The organism is Vallitalea sp. (genome assembly GCF_025211055.1).
Lineage (GTDB): Bacteria > Bacillota > Clostridia > Lachnospirales > Vallitaleaceae > Vallitalea.
This window is the reverse complement of record NZ_JAOARO010000021.1, coordinates 26,794-46,606: the sequence shown is the minus strand read 5'-3', so window position 1 is coordinate 46,606 and position 19,813 is coordinate 26,794. Positions and strand designations below refer to the sequence as shown.

The window sequence follows — 19,813 nt, the reverse complement described above, 5'->3', positions numbered from 1 at the left end:
GGAGGATTGAGTTTACTCAACATATTAATTAAGCTTCTAGCTTAGAACTTTAGTGGGCTTTAGCCCAGGACCAATTAGGACTTTCAGTCCTCGGCATTTATGCCATAAATCCACCTGCTTTAGCAGGTGGGTAGTTTAAGATGTGTAAATATAATATTTTTCAACATTATAGATGCTTTATTACTAAAATACTAAAGATATATATATGTTGATTTGATGTTGGATAATGTGATAAAATATATATAATAATTTAACAGATGTGGTTAAATGTGACTTGTATTTATTGCTAAAAGTATTGTTCTAATATGAAAAAGTTGTTTGTTATAACATATCAAGAGGAGATGCTAAATGTTAGCTATAGATAGATTAAAAAAAATTGAAGAACTACTAAAAGAAAATAGAAGTATTGTCATAAGTCAACTAAGTGATATGTTGGATGTATCAGAAGAAACCATAAGAAGAGATCTGAAAAAATTAAGTAAAACTATGAAATTCAAACGTGTTCGTGGAGGAGCCTATTGATATCCTTAAGAAACATAAAATAGAAGTTGTATGTTGTGAAGAATAGGAATAAATCACATGTAAAATTTCGAATGTAAACTAGGAACAAGAATCGTTTTTGGTAAAACTATATTAATATGTGAAAGGGGTTATTAAAAGATGAAGTTTGAAGAAGAAAGAAAATTATTAGTAGAATATGGAAAGAAAATGGTTGATAGAGATTTGACCAAAGGGTCAGGTGGAAATCTTAGTATTTTCATTAGAGAAGAAGGATTAATGGCAATTACTCCAAGTGGAATTGATTATTATGAAATGAAGCCTGAAGATATTGTCATAATGGATTTGGAAGATAATGTTGTTGATGGTGACAAAAGACCTTCATCAGAATACTCAATGCATAGAATTTTCTATAAAGAAAGAAAGGATATAGATTCAGTTGTTCATCTTCATTCAGTATATTCAACAATACTTGCTTGTCTTCGACAGGAACTGCCAGCAACTCACTATTTAATAGGAGTAGCAGGAGGTGAGAATGTAAGATGTGCTAAATATGCTACATATAGTACTGAAGAACTTGCAAGGAATGCATTTGAAGCCATGAAAGACAGAAATGCTGTGTTCTTAGCTAATCATGGATTATTGGTAGGTGGTAAAAGCTTATCTAGTGCATTTGGAAAAGCAGAAGAGATTGAGTTATGTGCAGAAGTTTATTATAGAGCAAAATCTATAGGTGAACCTGTAATACTCGATACGCAAGAAGTTAATAAAATGTTAAAAATGTTTCAAGGATATGGACAAAGAGCTTAAAAGATTATATTGGTACATTTATAAGAAATCTTTACAGGGTAAATGAACACAGGAGGTAAGAGGTAATGGAAAGAGTAGATAAAGGTCTTGCATTTATGCTAAGATATGAAAATGTTGCTTGGTATGAAGATGGAAAAGTAAAAATATTAGATCGTAGAATTTATCCAACAGAAGTTAAATATGTTACTTGCGAGTCCCATCAGGAAGTAGCCCAATCTATAGCTGATATGGTAACCCAGAGTGCAGGGCCTTATACAGCAGCAGGAATGGGTATGGCACTTGCAGCTTTTGAGTGTAAAGACTTAAAAGAAGAAGAACAGATGAATTATCTACAAGATGCCGCATATACATTATCACATGCAAGACCTACAACAGTTCCTAGAATGACTCTAGTTGTTAATGGATGTATGGAAGTAGTAAAAAAAGCTTTTGCAAATTCACAGAGAGTTGACGAAGAGATATTCAAACATACAGTTAATTCTATGAATAGAAGATATTCCAAGATAGGGGAAGTAGCTAATTATCTAGTAGATATGTTTCCGCAAAATGGTAACGTCATGACTCAATGTTTTGGAGAAACCATAATAGGTATGATGCTAAAAGAGGCTAAAAAACGAAACAAGGCTGTTAAGTTCTTCTGCCCAGAAACAAGACCTTTCCTTCAAGGGGCAAGACTTACAGCAAGTGTAATAAAAGATCAAGGATTTGAAGTAACTGTTATTACAGATAATATGCCAGCTATTACTATGCAGACTAAAAATATAGATTTGTTTACATCAGCTGCTGATTCCATATGTATAGACGGACATATCGTCAATAAAGTAGGAACAATGCAGATTGCAATTGTTGCAAAATATTTTGGTATTCCATATTTTGTTACAGGAATTCCAGATAGAGATATAATTGAAAAGGTTAAGATAGAAGAAAGAAATCAGCAAGAAGTATTAGAGTTCAGAGGTATTAAAAATACATTGGACGGTGTTAAGGCTTATTATCCAGCTTTTGATATAACACCACCTCATTTAGTAAGTGGAGTAGTAACAGATAAAGGAATATATAGTCCATATGACTTAAAAAGATATTTTGCAACTAAAGTAGATAATTACTGGTAGAATAATTGGAGATGATTAGATGTCTAGATTTGATAAACATTTTAAGATGAACGAGCAAGATGCTATTGATTATACATTTGAAAAACTTGATTATTTTGATGATAATGCTAGGGTAAGTGCAAAAGAGATAGGCGATGGTAATATTAATTATGTATTCAAAGTTTGGGATGAGAATACTAATAGATCAATTATCATTAAACATGCTGATACAGTACTTAGATCATCTGGAAGAGCATTGGATGTTAATAGAAACAAAATAGAAGCTATGGTACTGATGCAGCAAGGGAAATTAGCTCCTAACTTAGTTCCTAAAATATATAAATATGATCCTGTCATGTGTGTATTAGTAATGGAAGATGTATCAGCATATCACAATCTTAGAACGGAGTTATTACAAAGAAAAACTTTTCCAACATTAGCTGAAGACATTACAACTTTCTTAGTAAATACTCTATTACCTACTACAGATTTGGTTATGGATTCAGGAGAGAAAAAAGACCAAGTAAAAGCATATATAAATAAAGATTTATGTAAGATATCAGAAGACCTTGTTTTTACAGAACCTTATATTGACTATAAAGGTAGAAATATTATTATAGATGAAAATCTAAAATTTGTTGAAGAAGTATTATATAATGACAATGATTTAATTCTTGAAGTGGGTAAGTTGAAAAATAACTTTATGAATAATGCTCAAGCCCTAGTTCATGGAGATCTACACTCAGGTTCAATATTTGCTAATGAAAATGGAATCAAAGTATTAGATCCTGAATTCGCTTTCTATGGACCCATAGGTTATGATGTGGGAAATGTAATAGGTAATCTGTTTTTTGCTTGGATACATGCATATGTAAATAATACAGATGATAATGATTTCTTAGATTGGTTATCTAATATAATAGAGGAAATAGTAGATAAATTCATTGTTAAATTCAATAAACTATATAAAGAAATTGTAACTGATGAAATGGCTAAAAAAGATTACTATAAAAAATGGTATCTAGAATCAGTGTTAGCTGACTCGGCTGGTTGTGCAGGACTTGAAATAATAAGAAGAGTTGTTGGGGATTCAAAAGTTGCAGATATAACTACTATTAAAGACAACAATAAACGTGTTAGAGCAGAAAGATTATTAATTAATATTGGAAAAGAATTGATTATGAATCGTGAAAACATCAAAAATGGTAAATGTTTTATAGATATATTAAAAAATATACTTTAATACTTTAATTTTTCGATACTATATATTGACATTATATAGTAATAGAAATATAATATAATTGATAATAACTATCATTATCATTATGATATAATGTATTTTCAATATAATTTACTGAAAACAATATATTTTTGAGTATTTATGATAATGATACTATAGATGTAGACTGGAAGGAGACTTGTCTAAAATATATATTATTTAATAAAAAAATTATAGAAAGGAACTAAAAAATGAATAGTAGAAAAGAATTATTAGAAATGAGTATGGGTAAACTTTTTATAAAACTTGCTATACCAGCTATGGTTGGAATGTTAGCAGTTGGCTTGTATAATATGGTTGATGCTATTTTTGTTGGGCAATTTGTGTCAGGGGAAGGTGTTGGAGCAATAGTTCTAGCATATAATGTGGTGCTTTTGAATACTGCTGTAGCAATGCTGCTTGCTATGGGAGCAATGTCTGTTTTATCTAGGGCAATTGGTGAAAAGGATCAGAAAACTATAGATAAACTCTTTGGTAATGTTCTAATAGGAGTTTCAGTATTATCAATATTGTTGACTATAATAGTTTATAATTTTGCTAATCCTATGCTAAAATTTCTTGGAGCCACAGATGACATATTAGTTTTAGGAACCAGATATTTAAGGATTATATCTCTAGGATTTATATTTTCAGCCTTAGGACCAGCACTTAATTTCCTGATTCGTGGTGAAGGACAAATGAAGATTGCCATGAAGATTATTATTTCAGGTACGTTGATAAATATTATATTAGACCCTATTCTTATTAAATTCTTTGGTATGGGAATTGAGGGGGCTGCATTAGCAACTGTTATTGCACAGATTTGTGTAGCAATCGGAGATATCATATACTTCAAATCAGGCAAGAGCGTAATAAAAATAACTAAACAAAGTTTTAAGATGTCATTTGATATTATGCCTAAGATGTTGAATGTTGGAGTTTCAGGTATGGTAATGCAAATAATGCCTGCAATCCAGATGTCTGTTATGTTTAAAGTACTTTCTGATATAGGTGGTAATGATAGTATCATTATTATGGGTGCATCTTATAGAGTCATGATGTTTGCATTTATAACATTATGGGGCATTGCCCAAGGGGTACAGCCAATAATAGGTGCCAATTATGGAGCCGAGCAATATGGACGTGTAAAAGAAGCGATGTTGACATTTACCAAAATTTCTACTTGTCTTGCAGGTGCATTATGGCTTTGTTTCATGTTGTTCCCAAAAACTATATTAAGTTGGTTTATAACAGATGCATCTTTAGCTCAGATTGGTATTGACAGGTTCAGAATATTTTTAGGTATTTTCATCTTATATGGTATCATGTCAATGTCCATCATATTCTTTCAAGGAATTGGAAAAGGGAGCAAAGCAGCTATTTTGGTTATGGGAAGACAGATATTATTCTTCATACCTATTGTATTGATTTTACCTAGGATTATTGGTGAAACAGGAGCTTGGATAGCTATGCCTCTAGGAGATTTACTTACTGTTATATTGAGCATTTTTCTCATTATAAAAGAATTCTCAATCCTTAATCATAAGATTAAAGAGCATCCTGAGAATAACAAATTAAAAGAGCAATATAATTATTAAATAAACAGCCTCAGTCTGATACACTTCAGATTGAGGCTGCCTTATATTCAGCTATCTTACATTCTCTCCTAATGATAATTCTCGATATTTACTAGGAAGTAATCCTGTACTTTTTCTGAATAATTCTGAAAATCGGCTGGCACTTTGATATCCTACAATACCAGCGATCTGACCTATATTAAGGTCTGTATTTCCCAACAAATGTTCTGCTTGACTCATACGTCTATGTTGTATATATTCCGTAATAGTACATTTATAAATCTCTTTAAAATTAGATTTTAGTTTAGTAGTTCCCATACATGCTATTTGTGATAGCTTTTCCAGGTGAAGGTCATAGGCGTAATGGTCATTTATATAGGAAGTAACAGTTTCAAGATTTTCAAGGTCTTGTTTAGTAATCCTTTTAGGAGTTTTGGGTTTCATCCGTTTTGATCTCTCAATAAGAAGAGATATAGCCTCAGTTACTTTGCTTTCAAAGAATAATCTTGCTGCCATTCCTGTGCTTTTGTAATTTCTGATTTGATGTAATAACAAAACCATTTCAGGAAAGATTGTATCTTCATCTATACTTAGGACAGCTGAACGAGGACTTATATATTCTCCTGAGTATTTGGATTTTAGATAATCCTCATAATACTCTGGCGTAATTTCAATACCAATTGAGCGAATTGGAATATTCTTATGAAATAATGATTTATATATTTCACCGTTGCTCCAATATCCTTTTACGCAGCCTGCATTCAATCGTTTATATGGATTCAATTCTTCTCCTGAAAGAGAATCATAATAAGTGATACTTAGATATTCTGGTAATCTACATTCTAATAAATAATCTTCATAGAAGTAAAAGTCATGAATAGCAATAGCAAATAGATTGCTATGAGCGTATATCCAGTAATGACCTTTTCCAATCTTAGGATCGATCTTATAGCATTGACCCATTGTATTAAATTGTTTATTAGTATTATCTAATGTGAATCCCTTTTCTAATAAATAAGGTTCATGTATATCTTTAATTATACTTTTGATTTTTAATTCCTCCCCCTAATGCCATGATTAGACGATTTTTTACTAGGATTAGGCGAATGTATTTGAGAATCATTGTCATTTTCTCTAGAGCATTGTATACTTATTGACAGCAATATAGCAATAAATCAGTCTATTGCTATTTTAATTAATCATAATTGCTTTGTCAATAAGGTGATATGAAATAAAGAGATTACTAAAATAGGAGGATTAATATATGTCTAATTTATCAACTGTTTCAAAACAAAAACTTAGTATTAAAGATTTAGTGGTAACAGGAATTTTTTCAGCACTTTTTTTTGTAATGACGATGATTGGGGGAATATTCTTTGCACCTAATCCAGTGTTGACATTTCTATTACCACCTGCTGTAGCACTTCTTACAGGTCCTGTATACCTTCTACTAATAGCTAAAGTTCCTAAACATGGTCCAATACTTATACTTGGTATTTTAATGGGACTACTGATGTTTGTTACAGGAATGTATTGGTTATGGTCTGTTGCATATATAGTGCTTGCAATTGTAGCAGAACTGATTTCAGGAGCAGGGAAATTCAATAATATGAAACTTAATATTATGGGGTTTATGATTTTTTCTCTCAATCCAATAGGGTCTTATATGATGTTATGGATTAATCAAAACAAGTACATAGATTATCTAGTTGGAAAAGGGACAGAACAAAGTTATATGAATATCATGGTTGAAACAGCTAAAGATTGGATGTTGCCAGCAATGATTATTGGAACATTACTATTAGCATTCATTAGTGCGTTATTAGGAAAGAGATTATTAAAGAAACAATTTGAAAAAGCAGGAATAGTAGCATGAACATGATATTTGGAACAAGTACAAAAAAACAAGGACTTGTACATATAGATCCAAGAACAAAATTATTTATACTATTAGTTGGTAATTTATCCATTTTTTTTGCAGGTTCCATAAAATTGGAAGTAATCCTTGCATGTTTTATCATTTTGCTTGGATTAGTTAGTGGTGCTTACCGATTAACTTTTAAAATGTCAGCAATTTATTTTATGATATTGATAATACAAATGTTAGGTTCCATATATATTGGCGGAACCTTTAAGGTGATTATAGTTAGTTTTTGTATGTTCATAAGAAAGATATTTCCATGTGGTATGCTTGGAGGAATAATCATCTCAACAACCAGAGTCAACGAATTCATGGCAGCAATGAATCGTATACATATGCCCAAAACTGTAGTTATCCCCTTAACGGTTATGCTGAGATATTTTCCTATGGTAGGAGAGGATTGGAGTTTTATAAAAGATGCTATGAAAATGAGAAATGTCACACCATCATTTAGAGGATTGATAACTAGACCTCTTCAAACTATAGAATGTGCATATGTTCCACTTATGATGTCTGCATCCAAAGTTGCAGATGAACTTTCAGCTGCAGCGGTAACAAGAGGAATTGAGAATCCTAAAATCCGTACATGTGTACAGACAATCCGTTTCTCATATACAGATGTTATTTGTACTATTTGTTTTTCAGGGTTGTTGACAATAGCGATTATGACATAAGGAGGCAATAGTTTGATTGAAATAAAGAATACTTCTTTTACTTATCAAGGTAAAGAAGAGAATGGAATTAAAAATGTTAATATCACTATAAAAAACGGTGAGTGTATTCTTCTATGTGGGAAAAGCGGTTGTGGTAAAACTACAATAACAAGGTTGATCAATGGGTTAATTCCTCATTTTTATTCTGGAGAATTAAAAGGTAGTATAAAAATAGATAATAGAAATATTCTGGAAATGAATATGTATGAGATTGCAGAAAAAGTAGGATCAGTGTTTCAAAATCCCCGTACACAATTTTTTAATGTGGATACAGATAGTGAAATAGCCTTTGGTATAGAAAACCTTTCATATCCACATGAAAAATTGAAGAGATGTGTAAGGAAAACAGAAAAAGATTTAAAATTGACGGAATTAATGGGAAGAAGTATTTTTGAGTTATCTGGAGGAGAAAAACAAAAAATCGCATTTGCTTCCATATATGCCATGTCTCCAGATATATACGTTCTTGATGAACCTTCTTCCAATCTGGATGTAGATGCCATATCCCAGTTACGTGATATTCTTAAAATGTTAAAAGAACAAGGTAAAACAATCATCATAGCAGAACATAGATTGTATTACCTTAGGGATATCATTGACAGGGTTATTCATGTTGAAGAAGGTGAAATCAAAAAAATATATGATAAAGATAAATTTATAAATATTCCTTTCAATGAAAGAAGAAAATTAGGGTTTAGAACTACTGATTTATCAACCATTGTACCAATCAGTAAAACCAAAAAAGTTAATGAGGATGTTCTGGATATTAATGAGATGGCAGTAGCATACAAGAAAAAAGTGGTTATGAAAGATATTGCTATAAGTGCAAAACATGGAGAGATTATAGGAATCATTGGACATAATGGAGCAGGAAAATCTACTTTTCTAAGAAGTGTATGCGGTTTACACAAAGGGTGTAAAGGCAACTTTTGCTGGAAAGGTAAGAAAGTGAGTAATAAACAGCGATTAAAGCTATCCTATATGGTTATGCAAGATGTAAATTACCAGCTTTTCAGTGAAAATGTAGAGAATGAATGTCATTTTGGCATTAAAAATCCTGATACGGAACTTATACAACAGGTAATGAAAGATCTGAAAATTTATCAATACAAAGATAGGCATCCCAATACATTGTCAGGAGGTCAAAAACAAAGGACGGCTGTGGCAGTAAGTATGATATGTAAAAAAGACATTCTAGTATTTGATGAGCCAACAAGTGGTCTTGACTACGACAGCATGCTGCAAGTTGTAGCTTTAATTAAAAAATTGGCTTGCAAGGGCAAGATAATATTCATTGTAACCCATGATTATGAATTTATATCTTTAGCTTGCAATCGTATTATACATTTTGATGATGGTATGTTAAAAGATGATTTTACTCTTAATGAAAAAAACATAGAAAAACTTCAAGAGTTTTTTATAGTATAAGTGATTTATGAAGGTTATATAAAAGAAGGAGTTAAAGATGAGAAGAGTAGAGGAAAATCAATCATACTATAGATCCATTATTGATAAACAGATTTCTCAGAAAAACTCGGTATTATATAAGGTAGCTTCCTATGCGGGGAAAGGTACCATGCGTAGTTATAATGTTATGCCAGGAGTTGAAGTTATTTATAATGATATACAACTTTTCAAGCCATTGAATAAAACAATGAAGATTGATGTGGATTCCATAGAGATAAACTATTGTCTAAAAGGACATGTTGAAATTAAGTTCAAAAATCAAAGATATGCTTATATGTCAGATGGAGATATATCTTTATTTAACTGCCAAACAGATGCTCTGTACTGCGATTTTACTACAAAACCATATGTAGGAATAACTGTAATGCTTTATTTGCCTGATATTATTAAAAGTCTTAATAATATGTTAGGCACCAATGAATTTAGAGAAGAGACTTTTTTTCAAAAAGTATTTAAAACTGATTCGTGCATTATAAGTAATGCCAATGAAAGTGTTGAACATATTTTCAAAGAATTATGGGTTCTTCCTGATAAGTTTAAGACTCATCTTATGAAAATCAAGATAACTGAACTTTTATTATACTTGTTGTCCGATTCAGATTATAAAGATAACAGGGTGATTTATTTTTCAAAGACATCAGTTGATAAAATTAAAGAAGCTAGACGTATTATAGTTACTAGACTTGATGAATGGATTACTGTTCAGACACTTTCTGAGATGGTTGGAATGAATGCAACTGACCTAGAAAAAGGTTTTAAGAGCATATACGATTATCCTGTTTTTTCTTATAGTAGAATACGCAAGATGCAGAGAGCAAAAGAGCTTCTTATTGATTCAAATATGTCAATAATGGACATTTCACTTGCTTGTGGATATTCCAATGGAGGAAAATTCGCAAAAGCATTCAAAAATGAATTTAATTTGACGCCATCAAAATATAGAATAAGTGGTGTAATAAGTAAACCATAGGATTCGCTGAAGCGTATGCTGTGGTTTATTTTTAAGTGGGCTATTTACAATCAATTGGAGTAGATAAGAATTAATAAATTATTTATTATTAGTCATGAAAGGAGTGTTATACATGAAGAAAAGTAAAAAAGAATTAGTTTTACAATTATTGAAATGGGCTGGTAAGGATAGATATTATCTATATTTATCAGTTATATTATCATTAATCAGTGGGTTGAGTACAGCTGTTCCATATTATGCTGTATATAAGATTCTAGAAAATATTTATGCCCGTACATGTACAGAAAATGTTATTATTCACTATTGCTTAGTACTTTTTCTTGGGATTATTTTTAGATTTCTATTGTTTGGTACATCAGGTATATTGTCTCATAAAGGAGCCTATAATACTCTATTTAAAGTGCGTTGTATGGTCATAGACCATATGGCTAAAGCGCCTCTTGGGAATCTAAGCGAGCGTAACACTGGTGAAATAAAAACAGTTCTAAATGAGGAAATAGAAAAACTGGAATTATTTTTGGCTCATCATTTACCAGAGCTCATATTTTACATAAGTGGTCCTATAGCCATATTCATATATCTATGTACAGTGAATTGGAAATTGGCTCTTATTTCTATAATTCCCTTAGTGTTTGCTTTTATAGTTATGGGAATGATGTTTAGAGGAACAGACGAAATGATGGATAATGCTTCAAGATCAATTGCTGACCTTAATTCAACAATGATTGAGTACATTAGTGGGATGAAGCTGATTAAGGCTTATAATATGGGAAGCAGGTCATTTACAAAATATTCTAATGCAGTGGAAGACGAATGTTCGGTTTGGAAAAAGATATCTCGTAAAATGGGACCACCTTATGCCATGTATATAGTGATTGTAGAATGTGGGCTGTTACTTATTGTACCTATAGGTGGTTATTGGTTCATGAAAGGGACATTGACGGCTAGTGCTTTTATATTATTTGCTTTTGTAGGCTCGCTATATTTAACGGAATTACGACCATTACAAGAGCTGGGAACTAACTTTGCACAAGTATTGATAGGAATAAGAAAAGCAGAAGAAATTCTTAATATACCTGCTTATGTAGGTGGTAGTAAATTTCCTGATAGCCATTCAATTAAACTGAAAGATGTAAAATTCAGTTATGATGGTGACACTAATATATTAAAGGATTGTAATATCAATATAAAAGATGGAGAAAAAATAGCTTTAGTTGGACGTTCTGGTGCCGGTAAGAGTACAGTAGTCCAATTGATGGCTAGGTTTTACGATGTTAATCGTGGAAATGTAATGATTGGTGACAAGAATGTAAAAGACATAAATTATGAACAATTATTAGAAAATGTATCAATAGTTTTCCAAAAAACATTTTTGACCAGAGGTAGCGTTTTAGAGAACATTAGGATGGGAAGTAATGCTTCATTAAAACAGGTTAGAGAAGCTGCACGACAAGCACAAATTGATGATTTCATAATGACATTGCCTAATGGATATGATACTCTTGTTGGAAGTTATGGTTCTCGTTTTTCAGGAGGAGAAAAACAGCGTATTGCTATTGCTAGAGCGATTCTTAAGAATGCCCCAATACTAATACTGGATGAAGCTACTTCAGCGGCAGACCCAGAAAATCAACTAGAGATAGACAAAGGGATTCAGAATCTTTGTAAAGGGAAAACGGTTATTATAGTTGCCCATCGTCTAAGTGTAGTTCTACAGTGTGATAGAATAGCAGTAGTAGAAAATAATACAATATCATGTGTAGGTACTCATGAACAAGTAAAACAGAAAAACGAATATTACAGAAATGCTTGGCGTGATTATGAAGAAGCCAGAAAAACTTCTTATAGCTTGGGAGGAGGCAATAATGATGAGACAAAATAATATCATGAAAAAGAATAGACATTATTATTTATCTATGGTGTTAAATATCATTGAAGGTATGCTATCAGGTTGTAATTTTATAGTACTTCTAAATTGTATAAAGGCATTATGGAATAATAATATGACTTCAAATTTATTACTTACTTCAACTGGTGCACTTACACTTGTTTTCGTAGTGCGTATTATAATATACAGTATTGGTTATACACAAGGACAAATTGGTGGAGCTGATATAAGTAAACAAATTCGTTTGTTTTTAGGAGATAAGATCAAGAAAATCCCACTATTCAGGTTTACTAAAGGACAAACAGGTGAATATATCAATGTTGCAACAAATGATGTAAACAACTATGAAAAAATTCTTACACATAAAGCTGGTGATATTGCTAAAAATATCTCTCTTTCAACAATGTTGATTATTTTCATATTTACTATCTATGTTCCAGCTGGTTTGGCAATATTAATAGGATATCTGTTATTAATACCTACTTTATGGTTTTCATTTCGTTCGGTTAAGAGATATGGTAATGAGAAAAACAGGATAATGGCAGATAATGTGAGTAATATAGTTGAATATATAACAGGAATCCAAACCTTCCGTGCTTATGGTATTGGTGGTACTAAAAATAAGACTGTGACTGATTCTATGTATTCATATAGTAATATTAGTTATGTATATGAAAAAAATGTTATACCTATTGGTATGGTATTCAGTGTTTTATCATGGTGTACTTTACCTATAATGATATTGATTGCTTGGCATGGTCTTAATACTAATGCTTTTGATGCACCTACATTATTTATGTTAAGCATATTACCGATATTCTCGTCTAAGCTTGCAGGGGTTATCTTCGTAGATTTGACTTCTTATAAAAACTTAATGATATCTAAAAGGCATATTAATAATGTTGTCCATGAAAAAGAAGAGGTAGAAAGAGATATAGCTTTTAGTCCTAGATTTCATAATATTGAATTTGATAATGTAACTTTTTCTTATGATAAAGATAAACCTGTGTTAGCAGGAGTAGATTTCTTAGTTGAAAATCAAAAATTAACTGCTATTGTAGGTGATTCAGGTTCAGGTAAATCAACTATTCTTAATCTTATTTCCAAATATTATGAACCTGATTCAGGTGAAATAAAAATAGGAGGAATTTCAATTAAGGATATTGATGCAGCTAAAGTGCTTAGTCAGATTTCAATGGTTGATCAAGATGTCTTTTTGTTTAATGATACTATAAGGAATAATATAAGATATGCTCGTTCTTCTGCTACAGATGAAGAGATAGAAGAAGCTTGCAGACTTGCTAATTGTGAAGAATTTATTGAAAAGTTGGAATTGGGATATGATACACCAGTTGGGGAAAATGGTAATCAATTCTCTGGTGGAGAAAGACAAAGATTATCCATTGCACGTGCTATCCTTAAAAACAGTCCTATTCTTCTATTGGATGAAGCTACGGCATCATTAGATATTGAGAATGAATTAGCTGTAAAAAACGCTATTACTAACTTATTAAAAAATAAAAAGACTGTTATTATGATAGCGCATACACTTTCTATTATTAAAAATGCTGATCAGATACTTGTTGTGTCAGATGGTAAAATAAAAGAAAAGGGGAATCATGATATACTTCTCAAGAGAAAAGGAAAATATTATGATATGTGGAATGCAGAAGAAAAATTGAATATTAATATAACTGATTAAATTAAAATATTTGTAATGAGTCAGAAAAATTATTGTACTATAACGTTTATATAAAATGTATTGTTGAAGTATCTAAGCAATACATTTTTTCTTGTAACTAATTTTTGACATGAAAGTATAAAAATGTTACCACACATAAATAGATTAACGTTAAACTATCTCCTTCATAAATTATATAATTATTAGTATCATCATATCTTGCCCATCCATCTTCTCGTCAATAATATTTTTTAAAATATTACAATTAAATTACAAATAAATGTTACAAAAGTTTGACGTGCGGAATAATAAATGTTATAATTATGTAATATATGAACAGAGACTCATGCGAATGTAGAATTGGACAGATTATCGTAAAAATATGACGTTTTGAAGAGAAATAGAAAAGAGGTGTTGAAAGAGACATAGAAAATAATAAAACAAATATAAAAAAAGATAATAACTAATAATTAAAGATAATTTTAAAAAGATAATAATGAAATAAATTATAATAAATTACAAATTAATTTTACAAATGAATTACATACGGAGGATAAAACATGAGCCCCATAAATATGAAAACTGTTGGAAAAAATACGATTGTATTAATTGTTATGTTTTTTTCATTGATATTTGCTACAGTGTTCATACAAGCAAATATGAATGTTCAATCTGAAATAATATATAAAGTTACTTATAAAAATAGTGAAATAGGATTTGTACAAGATACAGAAAACATCGGTCAAATAATGAAAGATGTAACAACTCGTTTACAAAATGAATTAGAGACAGTGATATTAGTAGATGATTTAGTTAGTACTTTTCCAGTTAAGAAAGAAAAACAAGTTCTTATGACCGACGAAGAGTTAGCCAATGGGTTATTTAATACATTAATATATAATAAGAATGATTTTTTTGTAAAAGCTAATGTATTATCCATAGATAAACAAACCAAGATTGTTGTAAAAGATGAACAAACAGCTGAATCTGTTTTAGAAGATGTTAAAAGTGATTATTTATTACAAGGTAATCAAGGAAGTGTTGAAGCTGTTGCATTTGTAGAATCAGTACAGGAAGACACGCTTTATGTTAGCCAAGAGAGTATTATACAAAGAGACGAAGCAGTTAGTAAACTTAAATCAAGTAAAGAAGAGAAAGTTACATATACAATAAAATCTGGAGATACATTATCAGAGGTAGCTAATGATAATGGAATGGGATTATCAGAATTATTGAAGATAAATCCACAATTCAAACGAGATAGTGTAATACAGATTGGACAAGAAGTTAATTTAATGGTGCCAAAACCACTATTGTCTGTAAAAGTAAAAGAAAAACTTACATATGAAGAAAGTATAGCATGTCCTATTGAATATCAAAAAGACAGCAGTAAGTATAAGACATACAAGAAGACAATTCAACAAGGAGAGCCAGGTATAAGAGAATTAACAACCAATGTTACTTGCATTAATGGTTTAGAATCAGAAAGAGAAATTGTATCTGAGAAAGTTATTAAAGAACCGACTAAAACAATTATTGTTGTTGGAACAAGATCTTTACCAACTTTTTCAAGACCAGTTTACGGTAGAATTACATCTCCATTTGGTAGAAGATGGGGATCATTCCATACAGGAATTGATATAGGTGTTCCTAGAGGAACCAAAGTAAAAGCTGCAGAATCAGGAACAGTCATTTTTGCTGGATGGAGTGGAGGATATGGTTATTTAGTTAAGATAGATCATGGAGAAGGATATACAACTTATTATGCACATAATAGTAAGTTGTACGTTAAAAAGGGACAAAAGGTTACAAAAGGTCAATCTATCGCTGCTTCAGGTAGTACAGGAAATAGTACAGGACCACACGTACACTTTGAAGTTCGTAAAAATGGAACTCCACAAAATCCTTCTAATTATTTATAGTGAAGTAGATTATGTATATAATGAACCGAGTAAAGTTAATAATTTACTCGGTTTTTCATATTATTAGTAATTACTATTATATACAAAATTAGCTTAGTAACTTCAGTTAACCTAAGTCAGTAAATCTGACTTTACATTTAATACATAATAGAATATAATATTAATAATGATAATTATTATCAATATCTGTCAATACAATAAACAGCAGTTATTGGCGCTAACTATTTTGAAAGAGGTGCTTACTTTGAATGATAATCTCATTGTTAGTAATGCAAATGATTTTTACAAATTTTTTGTTGAGGAATGTAAATTCCAAAGTGAAAAAGCAGGTATGTACATAAGATATTATGTAAGTCCACAGTATGGAGAAGGTTATATAGAACAGATAAAATTTCCTAATGGACTAGAGTTATGTATAACTGATGTGTATCTAAAAAAATCTATAGGATTTGAATACAATTTGATAAATCCACCATATGAAATTAACTACATGATTGAAGGTAATCTCTTCCACAATGAAATGGAAGCTAAAGATATGAATATAAGCAGTGGTAATCTAAGTGTATATTTTAGAAAAAAAATGAGTGGATTATTTAAAATAATAAAAGATAGAAGAGTAAGATACATAACGATAATAGCTGATGAAAGATTCATTGAAGAGAGTCTGCTTAATGAAGAGTATCATAAAGGTCTTAGTAAATTTAAACGTTCAAATATGGCAATTGAACTTACTAAACCAAGATCAGAATTAAAAGCTATTCTCTATAAATGATAAAAAAGAGATTAAGGATTGTTATAATAATATTTTAAAACAATTACATGAAAGTGCAATATACATACCAATATCATATCAAAAACAAATAGCATTATATAACAAAGATGTTATATCAACTGTAGAATTTCCTAGTATACCTGGTCAATTAGATATGATGTTAATAAATTAATGTTAGCTGATAAGTAGAGAATATAAATAATGTGATATAAAATAAGATGCATTAAAAAATAAGTTTTTAATACATCTTATTTTGATTACAGACTAAGTATAGTTTATAAAAATATGTTAGAATTATATATAAATTAATATTTATTTGTTATTTTTAAATAATTAAAATATATTATAATAACTATTTACATTAAACAAACAAAATGTTACAATGTAGCTGTTAAGAAAGAGAAAATAATTTAATAAAGGCAGTTTGAGAGGAAGGTCACAATAATTAGTTGTGAGTGAATAGTTACATATTCTTCGGTGAAAATCCGACACTGTCTCAGCAACCGTAATGTCAACGAAAGGACAATATACCACTGAGAAATTCAATTTAGTTATGGAATAATCGGGAAGGTGTCTTGGTAGGAAAACCACAGTGTAAGTGGCAAATGGCTAAGTCGGGATATTCTCACTCTGTTTGTTAAAATGTAATGCAAATCCCTGAGGTTGGAAGGCATAAATAGGTGTAATCTTTATGTTCTAAACCAAGTATGTCAGGGCGCTCTTAGGAGTGTCCTTTTTAGTGCACGGAACATATGACTAATCTGTTTGTATATATCCTTAAAACATCGGATACTTTGCAAATAGAAGAGGAACTAATATTTTAGCTGATTATCAGGTAAGCAAAATTCAAGGAGGAAAGAAAATGATTTTATCAAGAAGCAAAAGAAAAAGTTATGCAATCTTACTTGCAGTGGCAATGATTCTTACAATGATGCCTCTTACTGCAAAAGCAGCAGCACCTACAAATGTAGAAGTTTATTTATCAGGTGGGGCAAATCCAAATCCTACAGTAATTACACAAGACGGGGACACAGTAGAAAGTATATATACTCGTATTACAAGTCAAAGCTATCCATGGACAGTTTTATATGAGATTAATGGAAAAATGGGAGCTGTAGCACCTGGTAGTTGTATCGTTCCAGACAATGCATATATACAGTATTACACTATTAACAACTATCAAACAGATGTACTAGCTACAATTAGTGATTATAGTTTGATAATAGCAGATGGTAAGATTAAGGTTCTAAATGGCAAAGAATATACTTGGAAAGGTCTAGAAAAAAGTATTAACATGTGTGTACCATTTGTTAGAGATGCAAATGTAACAGTTAATCCTAAAAATTCAAGTACTCCAGTAACAACTCCAGTGAAGCTATCAGATTATGCTGGTATTGAAATGAAAAGTACTGGTGGTATTAGTACATATATGCCTATAGAAGTTGTAGCTAATTATGATGCTTATACAACAGAGCTAAATGAAGGATTAGAAAAAATTATAGCTATAGCTGAATCCTTTGGTATCAATACAAGCAGTGCAGTAAATGCATTAAATGGTTCAGATAATGCTGTGAAAGCTACTGAAAAAATAGCTTTGGGAGAAGATATCATTAATTATTCTATCAATAATGATATACTTCTTAGCAAAGTAACTTTTAATGAAAATGTAGCAGTATCTGCTCCTTTTGATCCTTATGTATCAAGCTATAATTTGATATCTACTACAGGTAGTGACATTGTTCCAGCTACTTTCACTATAGAACCTGTTGCTATGGCAAGTGATGCAACAGTAACTTATAGTACTACTGATTCTAATATTTCATTTGCAGGTAATGTAATTTCTGCAAGTACAGCAGGAAATCACAATTTCTCACTCAAAGTTACCCAAAATGGTGCAGAGAGAACATATGATTTTGCCTTCAATTGTGATGCTCCTATAGTTGCAGGAGATCCATCTGTTTATGCATTTTTACCTGCTCCTGGTCAGTTTACTAATGAAGGGGTGACTGTTGGTGGATGGGGAGACATCTATCTTTCAGGTACAGATGGTATTAAATTAATGGCAGATAATGTTTCATCAACAGGTGTATCACTAGGATATTTTGGCGGATACACAGTATTTGATATGAAAAATATTGATAACGACCCTAATAATAAATATGGCGTGGATTTTATAGTATATGGTAATGCTTTCTGGAATAATTCCGAACCAGGTTGTGTTCAAGTAGCACAAGCTGATAGTCAAGGAAATCCTGATACTTGGTATGATATTGCAGGTTCTTTATATTATGAAAATACTACTAAAAAGAACTTTAGTTTGACTTATGAAAATCCTAATCCTAATGATAATACAAAATATACAGAAGCAGGAAATAATCTTGGAAAATTAGATTCTATTAATTATACTGGCAGTGCAAGTGGAACAATCACAAAAAATACTTTCCATAATCACAGCTGGTTCCCACTTAATTGTAACTACTTTACAGGAAGAAAAACAAATCCTGCTTTAGATAAGACAAACCAATTGTCATTTGCAGACTATAATGATTCACAAACCAAGTTGACATTATCAGGTACAATGCTTGGCAGTATTACATCTACTAACACAACTACTGGTTTTGGCTTCGGCTATTGTGATGTTCACCCTAATGGTAGTGGAGATAAATCAATAGCATATAATCCATATGGAGTAGCTGCTATTACTTCAACTTCTAATTATAATACTTATATTAGTGGTACAGGCGGTGGAGACCCTATTGATATTAGTTGGGCAGTAGATGAAAATGGAAATCCTGTTAATCTAGAAGGTATTCGTTTTGTACGTATTTATACAGGTACTGCAGCTATGAATGGTATATTCGGTGAAATCTCTACTGAGGTTTGTGGTATTAAGAAAGCTACCAGTACAAGTGGTAAAGAAGCGGTAACAGGTTTACCAACGGTCATTGATTATATGACTGATTTACCTGTTACTACAAGTAATATGAATACTAAGACTATTACACTAGAAGATGGTATAGTTGAATATGAACTCTATAGTATAGCTAATAATGTATATGTTAATGGAACAAAAGTAGCATGTGATGATACTACACCATATGAGTTATCATTAGCTTTATCTAAAGGAGATATTAAATATGTACAGATCATTACTCAAAATGGTATAGAATCTCCTTATATTACAGTGTTTAAATTCGTTTATCCTGAAGTATAAATAAAAATAATGTTTGAGGGGACTCATTAGA

General features: G+C 30.9%; 15 protein-coding genes and 1 riboswitch. Of the genes, 14 read left to right on the top strand and 1 reads right to left on the bottom strand.

What is annotated here, in order from left to right:
* The first annotated feature begins 348 nt into the window (after positions 1–348).
* The 5 genes from N4A55_RS02910 to N4A55_RS02890 all read left to right on the top strand — a co-directional run bounded on the left by N4A55_RS02910 (position 349) and on the right by N4A55_RS02890 (position 5,255).
* Positions 349–522 (top strand): DeoR family transcriptional regulator, encoded by a 174-nt coding sequence (locus N4A55_RS02910; protein ID WP_293753991.1) that lies wholly within the window; start codon positions 349–351, stop codon positions 520–522.
* 138 nt (positions 523–660) lie between these two features.
* Positions 661–1,308: an L-fuculose-phosphate aldolase gene (locus N4A55_RS02905; protein WP_293753989.1), complete on the top strand. Its 648-nt coding sequence runs from the start codon at positions 661–663 to the stop codon at positions 1,306–1,308.
* A gap of 65 nt (positions 1,309–1,373) precedes the next feature.
* A complete protein-coding gene (locus N4A55_RS02900) occupies positions 1,374–2,420 on the top strand; it encodes an S-methyl-5-thioribose-1-phosphate isomerase (RefSeq protein WP_293753988.1) in 1,047 nt (348 codons plus the stop codon).
* Positions 2,421–2,439: 19 nt separating this feature from the next.
* Entirely contained in the window at positions 2,440–3,642 is a 1,203-nt protein-coding gene (mtnK, locus tag N4A55_RS02895; protein WP_293753986.1) for an S-methyl-5-thioribose kinase, read from the top strand.
* Between the two features lie 227 nt (positions 3,643–3,869).
* Entirely contained in the window at positions 3,870–5,255 is a 1,386-nt protein-coding gene (locus N4A55_RS02890; protein ID WP_293753985.1) for an MATE family efflux transporter, read from the top strand.
* Positions 5,256–5,306: 51 nt separating this feature from the next.
* Here N4A55_RS02890 and N4A55_RS02885 read toward each other — a convergent pair whose 3' ends face one another.
* Positions 5,307–6,197 (bottom strand): AraC family transcriptional regulator, encoded by an 891-nt coding sequence (locus tag N4A55_RS02885; RefSeq protein ID WP_330666290.1) that lies wholly within the window; start codon positions 6,195–6,197, stop codon positions 5,307–5,309.
* A gap of 301 nt (positions 6,198–6,498) precedes the next feature.
* Here N4A55_RS02885 and N4A55_RS02880 point away from each other — a divergent pair, with 301 nt between their 5' ends.
* The 9 genes from N4A55_RS02880 (at position 6,499) to N4A55_RS02840 (ending at position 19,782) form a co-directional block, all read left to right on the top strand.
* Complete coding sequence (locus N4A55_RS02880) at positions 6,499–7,110, top strand: MptD family putative ECF transporter S component (protein ID WP_293753984.1); 612 nt, start codon at positions 6,499–6,501, stop codon at positions 7,108–7,110.
* Entirely contained in the window at positions 7,107–7,829 is a 723-nt protein-coding gene (locus N4A55_RS02875) for an energy-coupling factor transporter transmembrane component T (protein WP_293753982.1), read from the top strand. The genes N4A55_RS02880 and N4A55_RS02875 overlap by 4 nt, the downstream gene beginning before the upstream one ends.
* A 12-nt stretch (positions 7,830–7,841) precedes the next feature.
* Positions 7,842–9,296: an ABC transporter ATP-binding protein gene (locus tag N4A55_RS02870; RefSeq protein ID WP_293753981.1), complete on the top strand. Its 1,455-nt coding sequence runs from the start codon at positions 7,842–7,844 to the stop codon at positions 9,294–9,296.
* Between the two features lie 37 nt (positions 9,297–9,333).
* Positions 9,334–10,305, top strand: coding sequence for a helix-turn-helix domain-containing protein (locus tag N4A55_RS02865; protein ID WP_293753979.1), 972 nt, complete (start codon positions 9,334–9,336; stop codon positions 10,303–10,305).
* Between the two features lie 112 nt (positions 10,306–10,417).
* A complete protein-coding gene (locus N4A55_RS02860) occupies positions 10,418–12,187 on the top strand; it encodes an ABC transporter ATP-binding protein (RefSeq protein ID WP_293753977.1) in 1,770 nt (589 codons plus the stop codon).
* Positions 12,174–13,895, top strand: a complete 1,722-nt coding sequence (locus N4A55_RS02855; protein ID WP_293753992.1) for an ABC transporter ATP-binding protein — start codon at positions 12,174–12,176, stop codon at positions 13,893–13,895. The genes N4A55_RS02860 and N4A55_RS02855 overlap by 14 nt, the downstream gene beginning before the upstream one ends.
* Positions 13,896–14,434: 539 nt before the next feature.
* Positions 14,435–15,796, top strand: a complete 1,362-nt coding sequence (locus N4A55_RS02850; RefSeq protein WP_293753975.1) for a peptidoglycan DD-metalloendopeptidase family protein — start codon at positions 14,435–14,437, stop codon at positions 15,794–15,796.
* Between the two features lie 244 nt (positions 15,797–16,040).
* Complete coding sequence (locus tag N4A55_RS02845; protein WP_293753974.1) at positions 16,041–16,568, top strand: hypothetical protein; 528 nt, start codon at positions 16,041–16,043, stop codon at positions 16,566–16,568.
* A 473-nt stretch (positions 16,569–17,041) separates the two neighbouring features.
* Positions 17,042–17,190, top strand: a riboswitch (cobalamin riboswitch).
* Between the two features lie 240 nt (positions 17,191–17,430).
* A complete protein-coding gene (locus N4A55_RS02840) occupies positions 17,431–19,782 on the top strand; it encodes a hypothetical protein (RefSeq protein ID WP_293753973.1) in 2,352 nt (783 codons plus the stop codon).
* The last annotated feature ends 31 nt before the right edge of the window (positions 19,783–19,813 follow it).